Annotated in this window: 8 protein-coding genes and 1 pseudogene; 4 read left to right on the forward strand and 5 right to left on the reverse strand. The window is 38.3% G+C overall.

The window, feature by feature from the left end; all coding sequences use genetic code 11:
* Positions 1-121 precede the first annotated feature (121 nt).
* The gene (locus H6G75_RS27855; protein WP_190983144.1) at positions 122-1,315 is read left to right on the forward strand and encodes a 4-hydroxy-3-methylbut-2-enyl diphosphate reductase; all 1,194 of its coding nucleotides are present in this window, start codon (positions 122-124) and stop codon (positions 1,313-1,315) included.
* 103 nt (positions 1,316-1,418) lie between these two features.
* Here the strand turns inward: H6G75_RS27855 and H6G75_RS27860 are convergent, their stop codons facing one another.
* The 5 genes from H6G75_RS27860 to H6G75_RS27880 form a co-directional block, all read right to left on the reverse strand.
* Positions 1,419-1,781, reverse strand: a complete 363-nt coding sequence (locus H6G75_RS27860) for a hypothetical protein (RefSeq protein ID WP_190983145.1) — start codon at positions 1,779-1,781, stop codon at positions 1,419-1,421.
* A gap of 253 nt (positions 1,782-2,034) precedes the next feature.
* On the reverse strand, positions 2,035-4,221 hold the full coding sequence (locus H6G75_RS27865) for a DEAD/DEAH box helicase (protein WP_190983146.1): 2,187 nt from the start codon (positions 4,219-4,221) through the stop codon (positions 2,035-2,037).
* Between the two features lie 213 nt (positions 4,222-4,434).
* Positions 4,435-5,763 (reverse strand): ATP-binding protein, encoded by a 1,329-nt coding sequence (locus H6G75_RS27870; RefSeq protein WP_190983147.1) that lies wholly within the window; start codon positions 5,761-5,763, stop codon positions 4,435-4,437.
* Positions 5,764-5,818: 55 nt separating this feature from the next.
* On the reverse strand, positions 5,819-7,090 hold the full coding sequence (locus H6G75_RS27875; RefSeq protein ID WP_190983148.1) for a tellurite resistance TerB C-terminal domain-containing protein: 1,272 nt from the start codon (positions 7,088-7,090) through the stop codon (positions 5,819-5,821).
* Between the two features lie 21 nt (positions 7,091-7,111).
* Positions 7,112-8,464 (reverse strand): ATP-binding protein, encoded by a 1,353-nt coding sequence (locus H6G75_RS27880; protein ID WP_190983149.1) that lies wholly within the window; start codon positions 8,462-8,464, stop codon positions 7,112-7,114.
* Between the two features lie 87 nt (positions 8,465-8,551).
* Between H6G75_RS27880 and H6G75_RS27885 the strand changes: the two genes are divergently transcribed.
* From H6G75_RS27885 to H6G75_RS27895, 3 genes and pseudogenes are all read left to right on the forward strand, one after another.
* Positions 8,552-8,869 (forward strand): TMEM14 family protein, encoded by a 318-nt coding sequence (locus tag H6G75_RS27885; protein WP_190983150.1) that lies wholly within the window; start codon positions 8,552-8,554, stop codon positions 8,867-8,869.
* A 106-nt stretch (positions 8,870-8,975) separates the two neighbouring features.
* Positions 8,976-9,437: pseudogene (locus tag H6G75_RS27890) on the forward strand (DUF4351 domain-containing protein); the annotation flags it as partial.
* A 1,007-nt stretch (positions 9,438-10,444) separates the two neighbouring features.
* A complete protein-coding gene (locus H6G75_RS27895; RefSeq protein ID WP_190983151.1) occupies positions 10,445-11,683 on the forward strand; it encodes a phosphotransferase family protein in 1,239 nt (412 codons plus the stop codon).
* The last annotated feature ends 175 nt before the right edge of the window (positions 11,684-11,858 follow it).

Here is an 11,858-nt window from a genome sequence, read left to right on the forward strand (position 1 = left end):
GAGACAAGGAGGACAGGGGGACAAGGTAGACAAGGAGGAAAATTTTAGACTTTATACTTCACACTTCTAAATTTGGTCTCCACGCGCGAAAATCAGAAGGAGGAGACACCAAAAATTAAACATGGATACAAAAGCTTTTAAACGTACACTCCAACATTCAGAAAATTACAATCGTAAAGGGTTTGGTCATCAAGCAGAAGTCACAACCCAATTGCAATCTGAATATCAAAGCAGTTTGATTCAAGAAATCCGCGATCGCAATTACAGTCTGCAACGGGGTGATGTTACCATCCGGTTAGCCCAAGCTTTTGGGTTTTGCTGGGGTGTAGAACGCGCTGTTGCAATGGCTTACGAAACTCGTCAGCACTTCCCCACCGAACGTATATGGATTACTAACGAAATTATCCACAATCCTTCTGTGAATCAGCGAATGCAGGAAATGGAAGTTCAATTCATTCCTGTAGAAACAGGCAAAAAAGACTTTTCGGTTGTGGAGAACAACGATGTCGTAATTCTTCCTGCATTTGGAGCCAGCATTCAAGAAATGCAGATATTACACGATAAAGGCTGCAAAATAGTTGATACAACCTGCCCTTGGGTATCTAAAGTTTGGAATACCGTGGAAAAGCACAAAAAAATCGATTACACCTCAATTATTCACGGCAAATATAAACACGAAGAAACAGTTGCAACTAGTTCCTTTGCTGGCAAATATTTAATTGTCCTAAATTTAAAAGAAGCGCAATATGTAGCTGACTACATTTTAAATGGTGGTAATCGAGAAGAATTTTTGCAAAAATTTGCTAAAGCTTGTTCTGCTGGTTTTGACCCAGATCAAGATTTAGAACGGGTGGGGATTGCGAACCAAACTACTATGTTAAAAGGGGAAACCGAGCAGATTGGTAAGCTGTTTGAACGGACGATGATGCAGAAATATGGCCCCGACCAATTAAATGAGCATTTTCAAAGCTTTAATACCATCTGTGATGCTACCCAAGAGCGACAAGATGCGATGTTGGAATTAGTACAACATGAATTAAATTTAATGGTGGTAATTGGCGGGTTTAACTCATCAAATACTACGCAATTGCAACAAATCGCCTTTGAAAAGGGTATTCCTTCTTACCATATTGATTCCGTAGAACGAATTAAATCAGGTAACGCCATTCAACATCGCCAGTTAAATGGAGAATTAGCGATCGCTGAAAATTGGCTACCACCCGGTAAAATCGTCGTTGGTGTGACTTCTGGCGCATCCACCCCCGATAAAGTTGTTGAAGATGTAATTGAAAAGATTTTTAGCCTCAAAGCTTAAAATTTTTGGACTGACGCACAAAAATTCTCTGTTGAAAATGGGTGTAAGGGTTTTGAACACCCACACCCTTAAACCCTTATACGCCTAAACCCTTATTCAATAACTATCTTGTATTTTCGTCTACACTATTGGCGCTGCGTTTAGCTGTATCGGGATAAACTGAACCCCATTGTTTAACCGCTTCTGCTGATTCTTTCGCAATTCTTTGAGTGCGTTTACCAGGCTCATCTTCTGTTTGACGAGCTTCTCTGTTCCACTCACCAGTAGTTTTTGGTCTATCAGCCTTATCTTGATGTACAACTCTATCAAGCTCTCTAGTGACAGCTTTGGTGTTACCACGCTCAATATTAGCGTTGGTTGTCAGGACTAAAAATCCTACTAGCACTACGGCTAAAAACCGCTTTACCTGAAATTGATTCAGCAGAGAATTAATGCGAGAAAATACCTGAGAAATTAAGTTTATCATGACCGGATTGTACTCCATTATCTTGAGGTTTTTGGAGTTAATTGGCTGACTTTAAATATAAGTTAGTGATGAAATTGAGCTAAATCTAACCTAATTTTGGAACCAATCAACTTTATCCAAGACATATCAAGACTATCTGTAACAAAGGTAAAGATTCCTCTAGCAGAAGTCAGAGCTTGATTTATGGCTAAAAGAGCATATTTAATGTTTTACAGTCCGACATCTGAATCGTTTGATTTAAAAAACATCTATCTTAAGTGCGATCGCATTCCGTAACTTGCCAAAGAGCAACTTGCTGTCTGAGTTCTTCTATATCTAAATAATCATCAGCAAAAGCTTTGCGTAATAAAGCATGGGGTATAAACTCGTCATATTTTTGCATTTCTGGAGCTTCGGCTGTACTTACTAAATCTTCGGCGGAAATTCTTTGCTCACACAACGAAGCAATTTCTGTTTGTAGAGATTTCAGCTTACCTTTGCCTAATTTCAAAATCATATAATAAGGGTTCATTCCCCCTATACTACTAATTTCTAAAGATTCTCGGCAAAAAGCATTCAGCAATCTTTCTAAAGTGCGATAAGCTACTGTTCCCATCCAAGGGAAAATACAGCATTTATTTTTTTCTAATTGCAATATATTTGATTTTGCTAATCCCGCAGACTGAAATAATTCTCTAACTGTTTTTAGCCGTTGTTGAGCATTTTTTTGTAAATAGCTATATTCAACATCTTCTATTAAAACCTGTCGCATCCGTTGTAAAATTTTAGTATGAATAGTACCGCCACCACCACGCCAATAAACCGTTGCCTTACCATCTACTTGTTTAGCTAAAACTAACTTTCTTTTAAAATCAACTTCTACAACTTCCCAAGTGCGACCAGCTAAACCAAATTGATTCCCCACAGGTGGCGGTGTCACAATACTACCAATTTCTGTTGTGCCTTGCTTCACAGTATATTCTTGATTATCAGCAAACACAGCATAAAATTGAAATCTTCCGACTATCTTTTCTCCAGTCAAGCCGATGATTAATTTACCTTGCTCAGTTTGTTGAATATGACCAATATCAATTAAATACCGTAATAATAATTTCAAATCTGCTGGAGAAATTGCTACAAAAGGTGGCATGTTTAAAACTTGTTTAGCTAAACTTGCCGGGGATAATTTTCCCGCCGCTAATAAAATACTCATTGTCTGATGATAAAGCAAACTCAAAGGATATTTTGGTGGCTTTATCGGCTCAATCCAGCGTTCTTCTAAATACAATTGAATAATGGCGATACACTGTAAAAGTTGCCAGGGAATTTGCTCAGGAAGATATGCTTCCGATAATGGTTCATCTTCAGCACAAACAAAGCGCATATCCGCAGTTGCACCTCTTCTCCCAACCCGTCCTAATCTTTGTAAAAAACTAGCTACAGATAAAGGTGATTCTAACTGAATGACTCGCTCTAAATTACCGATATCTATACCTAATTCTAAAGTGAGTGTTGCCGCAGTCACAGCAGGATGATGGGGTTCTTGCATAGCTTTTTCCGCAGCTTGGCGCAAACTGGCCGAGATACTCCCGTGATGGACATGATAAATATCTGGTTGTGCCTGTTCTTGTGCAATTTGCCGCAAAGAAGCAATTACAGATTCAGTTTGAGTGCGATTATTCGCAAAGATAAGACATTTTTTATTTTGGCTAAGATTAAAAAGATAATTATCATATATTTCAGATGAATTAATATCATCACGAAGATAAAAATGTTCGACAGCCAGTTTAATTTGACGTTTACCAGCTTCAATTTTAGGAGTAATTACTTGTTTATCAGTTCCTGAACGCAGCCATTCTTCCGCCATTGAATAATCGCCAAGGGTAGCTGATAAACCAATGCGTCGGGGTTGTGATTGAATTGCATTGGCTAAACGCTGCAATTGACAAATAACCTGACAACCGCGTTCCGAACCCATAAAAGCATGAATTTCATCAATAATGACAAATTTTAAATCTCCAAACAAGCGCACTAAATCATGATGTTTATTTATTAATAAACTCTCCAAAGATTCTGGCGTAATTTGGAGAATACCTTGGGGATTTTTTAAAAGCTGATTTTTGCGACTTTGAGCCACATCACCATGCCAGTGATAAACAGGAATATCGGCTGTTTTAAGTAGTCCATTAAGGCGTTCAAATTGGTCGTTAATCAACGCTTTAATCGGGCCGATATATAATGCACCGATTGTATTAGTAGGGTGATTATGTAATACAGTTAAAACTGGTAGAAATGCTGCTTCTGTTTTTCCCGCCGCCGTGGCTGCTGCTACTAACAAGTGAGCATCAGTGTCAAAAATCACTTCACAAGCAGCAATTTGCACTGGTCGTAATTCAGTCCAATTGTGATGGTAGATATATTCTTGAATGAAGGGTGCAAGTCGGTTAAAGGCATTAGTCATGTTGAGTGTTCAGGCTGAAAATAATACTATCTTTTAGCACAGAACACCCACTCTGTTGAAATTAGGATTTACGCAAAGACTCTCTCAAAATCTTATAACTTCGTTTCTTACCCTGCGGGAAGCCGCTTGCGCGTCTATGCGGGAAACAAAAAATAATTGTGCCAATAGTATACTGTCTAAAATATATTTTTTAGTATCCCCTTCTAGCTTTAATTACAAACTAAATTCTGCTGCGTCATCTTCATCGATAGCTGCATTTTTACCAACGGTTGTAGGTTTGAATTGAGAACCATGAACTAATTCGCTGAATGCCATTTTTGGATTTTGATGTAAGATATTCAGCACGCTAATAAAGTCGCGGATGATTTCGCCGGGGGTGAGTAAGGCTTCAGCGCCTAAGCGGCTAACGATTTCTTGTAAGAATTCGTGTAAGTTGCGATCGCTCAACGTTTTATCATAGCCATAGTGGGTTACATGAATTTCTTTCAGGCGTTGTAGAAGTGTACAAATTTCCGTCTCACTCAAGGGATTTAACCGAATAACTGGCCCTAAAAATTCCTGAACATTCGCTTGGGTAGCAAAGCGACTTTCTTTGGTACGTCTGCGCCAAGCTTGGTCAGCAAACAGTCCCCGGTTTTGGTCTTCTAAAAACTTGGTAGTACCACCAATAAAAATCCCCAGATGTTCGGCTTTGCATTGCATGGTATCGTTAAACATTGCCAATAGTCTGTTATAGTTCTTCTCGCGGGTAACTGTGGTGGATATTTGGTACAAATTTACCGCTTCATCTAATAATACTAATAAACCTTTATAACCAATTTCAGCCACAAATTTAGCTAATAATTTAACGTAGTCGTACCAACTTTCATCATCAATAATTACCCGCACACCCAAAGCAGACCTAGCTTCAATTTTGGTGCTGAATTCCCCCCGCAACCACCGCAAAGCTGCATTTTTTAAATTATCATCATCTAATCGATAACCACGCCAATAAGCAATAATCACATTGCCAAAATCAAAACCGTGAACTAAATCTTCAATATACTGCACAACTTCTCTGATTTTGGCTTCTACTTGGTCATCAAAACCTTCGTCCGTTGGACGCATATTAGTTTCTTTAACTACTTCTTGTTGGATTTTATTAATCCAGCCTTCTAAAATTGAAACTAAAGCACCACCATCAGGACGGGTTTTGGTAGAAAGGTGACTCATTAATTCTCTATAAGTCGCTAAACCTTCATTATTACTACCTGCGAGGCGGCGTTCATAAGATAAATCAGCATCAGCTACTACAAAACCTTGCTCCATAGCACGGTTGCGAATCATTTGTAGAAGAAAGCTTTTACCTGAACCATAGTTACCAATAATAAAGCGAAATGCTGCTACACCTTCTGCAATGTCATCTAGATTTTGTATGAGGCTTTTAAGTTCTTGTTCTCGACCGACTGCTATATGTTCAACTCCTAGTCTTGGTACTACTCCCGCACCCAGGGAATTAATTAAAGCAGTGGAAATTTTCTTCGAGATTTTGAGCTTTGCCATGTACTTCACTAGATTTTAGATTTCACCCAATAATAATTCTACGATAACAAGTAATTTAATTTGATGATGCTTGCCTGCTCATCAAGTCTTCGTACATAGCAATCATTTTGCGGACATTGTGCAGATGTTCTGAATAAACTTCAGGATTGTCTTCTCCTGGTTCGATGATTAATTCCCCAATTGTATCATTTGCCCTGTCATTAATAGAATCAATTAAGAGATTAGGCATAGTAATATTTGCTTCCGCAATTTGTTTAATTGTTGTTTTGGGGTTATCTGCTTGTAATATTGCTTTTAATACTTCAATTTCATGACCTGGTAATTTTTCTAACAAATTAGTCCATTCTTCTGGTAAGTCTTCACTGGGATCTTCTGAAGGTGCAATTAAATCAGCAAATGGAAATAATTCGGGTTCATCTTCTAGGGAGAGATTTATTGGTATAGGTTCTAAATTTAGCGTTTCTGTTTGTTGCAGTAAGTCCCAAATTTGACTTTGTAATAAATCTCGTTCTCCTTGTAAGATTAAAATTTGACTGTTTAACTGCTCTATCTCTGATTGTTTATCAATTTTTTGTTGATGCAATTCAGTTAAACTATTGGTGATTTTGTTCTTTTCTGTGGTGATATCTGCCAATAATTGATTTTGCTGATTAACACTATTTTCTAGCTCTTGAATTTCTAATCTGAGTTCATACATTTTTTCTTCTAGCTGCGGTTTGAGTCTACCTAGTAAAGTTAAGTTACTCTCAATCTCTTGCTTGTCTTGGCGCAGTTCATTAAGTTGAGTTTGTAACTGGGCAATTTCAGCATGAGAAACATTACTATGTAACTCTAGGCGGCGTTTTTCGGCTGAGAGGTTAGTACAAATGTTACTAAGTTCTGTATTAGTTTTCTCTAGTGTTTGAATAGTATTTTTAAGGTTATTAGTCTCAGCTTCCAATTGCTTTTTTTGTCCGGCAAAATTACTCAATTCTCTATGTAGACTATCTCTTTGATTGCGAGATTCGGCAATTTGATTTTGGAGTTTTTGAGTCTCGGCGTATAACAAGTTGTGATGTTCTTCGATTTGTTTGATTTCTCGATAAATGCGATTTTTTAAAGATTCTTGCTCTTTGATGCGTTTACGTAAGGTAGTTAACACCAGTAGTTCATGATGTCTCCGGCGCTTATCGACAAATAATGCTGCTGTATAGGTAGCAAGGACAGTAATTATGCCTGTTAGGAAAGCTTGACCAAAATTCCAATTTGGAACCAGACTAAGCCCAAAACTTACACTGAAGGCAACTACACCTAGAAGAAATCGATTACTGACCATTACTGCTTGCATATTGCTGGTATGAATTCGTAATTAAGATTGGGGCTGAGGATCAGATTTATTATTAGTTGTACCAAAGAGAGATAAATCTGCTTTTAGAAAGTCAATGAATTGTCGTGCTGTGCGTCCAGAACGGCCATTATGACGGGTTGCCCACTGTAATGCTTGATATTCTAAATCTTCTGGACTGAGATTAATTTTGGCTTGTGACGCTAAATGACGAATAATTGTTAAATAAGTATTTTGATTTGCTGGCTCAAAGGTTAATGTCAAACCAAAGCGATCGCTAAATGATAACTTCTCTTGCATCGTATCCCCAGCATGGATTTCTTCATTATCCTTGGGAGAAGGTCTATCTGCGAAATACTCTCGAATTAAGTGACGGCGGTTAGAGGTAGCGTAGACAACTACATTTTGTGGTCGTGCTGTTAAGTTACCTTCTAAAACTACTTTAAGAGCTTTAAAAGCGTCGTCATCTTCCTCAAAGGAGAGGTCATCGACAAAAATGATAAATTTTTGTGGCAACCCGCGTAACTGTTCGACAATTTTTGGTAAATCATGTAAATCAGATTTGCCAACTTCTAGTAGACGTAGGTTGCGATCGCTATACTCATTCAACAAAGATTTGACTAAAGAAGATTTCCCCGAACCGCGACTACCATAAAGTAATACATGCAATGCTGTTTCACCCGCTAGTAAAAACTCTGTATTTTTCAGCAAAGCATCTCGCTGCCATTCGTAACCCACCAGTGTAGTTAACTTAATGGGGTCAGGATAAGGAATACCAACAAACTGCCCATCTTGCCAACGCAAGGCGCGATACTCAGCAAATAAACCTACGCCAAATTTTTGATAATAAGCGGCTAATTCTTCCACCGCATCAGCCCAATTTTCCCAATCTGGCAAATGCAGGGTTTGGTTGCTGCTATGATTGTGTTCTTGATACCAAACAACAGGCGAAACTGGCAAATGAGTTACAGCTTGTACCCACTCGCTGAGAGAAGCTGTGCTGCATTCGTAAAGACTTTGTAAGATGTGTAAATCATGTTTAGCGGCTGCAATTAAAGCCGGGGGTAATTCCTCAAAATCTTGTTGCTGCGCCAGTCGGCTAAAGGGGTTTTCCGCCAGGAGTATTTGGGAAATTAAATGGTCTTCCCAATTTTGATTGCTTGCGGCTAAGGCGTGGAAGTAATTGCCATAGGCTTGCAGACAACTCCTGCCATCGGCATCAGTGTAACGTATTGCTTGCAACAGTTCCAGAAAGGCGATCGCGGCTTCGCTCTGAAGGACAGATTGGTAAAGTAAAAGAGATGCTGCTTGACGTTGGAGGAATTGCACCTGGACATAGGACGAAGTACTTGCCGTTGGCATTGCGAGAATATCCATCAATCAACTAGGTGAAATAGCTAAATAGCTATGGTAAATTGTCTGCCGACCTTGGCTGTAAAGTCAAAATCTACATAGGTTTTAACAATGAATTTAGGTATAATTGCTGCTTTTGCCTACGGTATCTTCGCAATTGTTGGTGGAATTATTGGCTACGTGCAAGCGCGTAGTCTGGTTTCACTTTTGAGTGGTGGTGTTAGTGGTTTGTTACTGATTTTATTTGCTTACTGGCACTTGCAAGGACAACCTTGGGGTTTAACTTTAGCCGCTTTTGTAGCTGGGGTTTTGGTGGTTGTGTTTGCTTTGAGGTTTGCCAAGACACGCAAATTTATGCCTGCGGGACTGATGATTGTTTTAGGGGCGCTGGCGCTGGTGTTGATGGTGCATCAACTGGTGGTTAAATAACATATAGATGAGTCTACTGAATTAGTACATTTATATTATTGTATAGCTGTGGCGATCGCTACAAATACTTTTACACTTCCTGTTCCCTGTTCCCTGTTCCCTTTAATTGGGAGATATTCGTGCTTTACCAATTTGGGTAGCATTGATGGTGTTGACAACGATAGATGAAGAAATTGCACCCTCCGAAGCCAGATATTTGGTAGAGCGTTCAGCAACTGAGCAACCAGAAACCACCAGTCGCGCCATAATTGAGTTAGTCACAACAATTATGGTGTACAAGTTTGAGCAACTAAGTCGCACAGAGGTAGAAGCAATGCTAGGAATTACACTCAAGGAAACACGAGTTTACCGAGAAATTATAGAAGAAGGAGAGCAAAGAGGAAGAACCGCAGGAGAGCGATCGCTTGTTCTGCGTCAACTAACTCGTCGTGTGGGAGAATTATCTCAAGATGTGCGCGAACAAGTGGAAACTCTCTCCCTAGAACAATTAGAAAATTTGGGCGTAGCATTGTTAGATTTTACCGGTATGGCTGATTTACTCTCTTGGTTAGCAGCCACCTCAAAGTAAAAGTAAGTATTGTTAAAAACTTAGCTTGTTGCTGAATGTCATAAATAATGACTAATATTTGGCTGGAAAAAAGTCATCATCCTTTTGCCAAAGTATCCGGTTTTGCTGATTCACCAGTGATAAATAAAAATAAGATTGCATGTGATTTTAACAGTTTTGGGTATAGTCGAGAGCTTACCCATTCAGCAACCGGGGTTTGTGCGTTCATATTCAAGTAAAAATTCAGTAACCAAGAGTCAGAAGTCAGAAATAATTATTCAGCACCATATTCTGATGTCTGAATTCTGACTCGTGAATTTTTACATATCACTTTGGTAAATTCTGCATATAGTATTTCCAACTAATTTCAGGCATAATCAACATCCTGAATTAGTTTTGCATCCTAATTTTTCATTAATATCCATCTTGAGAGAGTTATTTTTGGATAAGTCTTCAATTATTGCTGTGGATTGATGAGTCATACAATTCATAAGTTTTAGTTGTCCTTTGATCATTAGGCAACTAATAAATCATGTTTTTGCTGTTACTGAATATTTATGCTGATATTTAAATTAACTCAAAAGATATGTGGTAGCCAAATGAAACCAAGACTGAAATCCTTTTATAGAAAGACTTTTGTCTCAATTTTACATGCTTGAGGTTAATGATTTTAACGCTGTTATAGTCAAAATAAATTAGCAATAAGTAATTTAGATTACTTTTTATATTTTTGTTGAATCAGAAAATATCAATGCCATAAACTAAGTAATAAACAAGTCTAGTAATTTTTGTCAATGTATATTATGATTTTAAAGATTTGATAGTAAAAATAGTAATATTTAAAGCAAAAATAAAGTTATTAATGCCATTTTGGCAGTTCTAAGTATCAGAAATAAGATATTAGTGGAGAAGAAAGAATAATCGATATTTAGATATTTGTAGTTATCTACTTAAATTCCTCAAGTAACAATAATCCTGAAAATAAGTAATTGATTATCTCAGCACTTTTACGAAATAGGAAATCAAATATGTTATTACCATTATCTTCTCAAAATGTTACCCAGTATCTGCACGCAGCAGGCTTGTGTAGCTTAGAAGATGGCAATTTAGACTTATCTCAGTTGCCAGGAAGTAGCAAAAAGAATTTCAATTTACTAGTGACTCTGGGAAATAATCGACAACTACTAGTTAAACAAGAACATCATCAGGAAAATGTGGGAAACCTGCATGAGTTTTTTAATGAATGGCTATTTCATCAATTACTCAAGCAGTTTCCAGTTTTAGGTAATATTGCAGCGATCGCATCATTAGTAGTACATTACGACGAGGAAAATTCTGTCCTTGTCCGCAATTATTTAAGTGAATATCTAGAATTAAGTAGCTTTTATCAACATCACCATAGCTTTCCGACAGAAATCGCCATTGCTATTGGGACGACAATTGCAGCTTTGCATCGCGCGACTTTCCAACGCCGCGAATATCGTGATTTTATGGCTACAGCGCCACAAGGACAGTATCGCTATAACTTTTACAACCCAGCGCAGGGTATAGAATCACTGACACCAAATATTTTTGGTGCAGTGCCGAAATCAGCATTGCAATTTTATACTGTTTATCAGCGTGATGAGAGTTTAGAATCTGCGATCGCAGATTTAGCTTACGAGTGGAAACCTTGCTGTTTAACTCACAACGATTTGACGTTAAACAATATTTTGCTACATTCCCGTTGGGATAAATTAGATAACTGCTTAGTGCGCCTCATCGACTGGGAAGCCTGCGCTTGGGGAGATCCCGCATTTGATTTAGGTACTTTAATTGCCAGTTATTTAAAAATTTGGCTTTCTAGCTTAGTTGTCGATGTCACACTGGAATTAGAAGAATCCTTACAGTTAGCCATTATCCCACTAGAAGCGATTCAACCTTCATTATTAACTTTAATTCAAGCTTATCTCAACGCCTTTCCCGCTATTTTAGAACACCGCCCAGACTTTGTAGAGCGTGTCATCCAGTTTGCTGGGTTAGGATTAATTCACCAAATTCAAGCAAAAATTAACTATCAACAGCAATTTTGTAATACTGATATGTGTACCCTACAAGTAGCACAGAATTTGCTAACCATGCCAGAAAAATCTGTACACACGGTTTTCGGTGTTACTCAAGCAGAAATTATCCAACCGATGTCCACACAGCATCAGCATACCCAACCGCAAAAATCACAAAAATTAATTCCCTTGTATTACGAGAAAACCCGTTTACGCGGCTGTTAAAAATTTGCCCTTTCTCTTCATCTCCCCTGTCTCCCCACTCCCCACTCCCTTTCAAGGGTAGGGAATTAAAAATCAGGCAGTAGAGAGGGTGATTTGAGAAACACGGAGTTGTGGAGTCAGGGTAGGCCAAGGTTCAGGGAAAAAACCACCGATTGGTAAAGGAAGATGTTGGAGA

The organism is Nostoc sp. FACHB-280 (assembly GCF_014697615.1).
GTDB lineage: Bacteria > Cyanobacteriota > Cyanobacteriia > Cyanobacteriales > Nostocaceae > Nostoc_B.